1 protein-coding gene is annotated in these 643 nt (G+C 52.9%); it reads left to right on the plus strand.

Annotation, left to right across the window (positions count from 1 at the left end; translation table 11 throughout):
* A partial coding sequence (locus tag GQR56_RS21315) for an Ig-like domain-containing protein (RefSeq protein ID WP_206018261.1) occupies positions 1-643 on the plus strand: 643 nt, incomplete at both ends.

Here is a 643-nt window from a genome sequence, read left to right on the forward strand (position 1 = left end):
GCATTATCGACACCGCCGCACCAACACTGACTATTCAACCCGTCGGGGACATAAGCGACTTAACCCCTGAATTACGCGGCACCAGTAATGAGATAGGGGGCACTGTCACCCTTATTGTAACGGACGCAAACAATGTTATACGCACACTCACCACCGAGGTTGACAGCGATGGGCATTGGTTTATTGAAGTCCCGAATACCCTTGCACAAGGTGACTTTAGCGTACAAGCGAGCATTATCGATGCCGCAGGCAATACCAGCACCGCCAGCAGCAGTGGCATTGTCGACACCGTCATACCGGTTATTAGCGTTGATTTACTCGGCCTTGGCAACGACAACACCCCGGTTATTAGTGGGGTATCAACCGAGCCTGAGGGCACCCTCATCGTAATAATGATCACCGACAGCAATGGCGATGATCACCCAATTACCGCCACCGTAGATGCAAACGGTGAATGGCAAGTGATCAGCCCAGAATTACCGGATGGTGACTACAGCGTACAAGCCAGCATTACCGATGCAGCAGGCAATACCGGCGGCGCCACACAGCTTGGTATCATTGATACACTCGCCCCCACACTCACCTTAGAGACCGTGGGAGCAACTAACAACAGCACCCCGATCATCAGCGGGACGAGTAATGC

Source organism: Pseudoalteromonas sp. Z9A5 (assembly GCF_011378875.1).
Classification (GTDB): domain Bacteria; phylum Pseudomonadota; class Gammaproteobacteria; order Enterobacterales; family Alteromonadaceae; genus Pseudoalteromonas.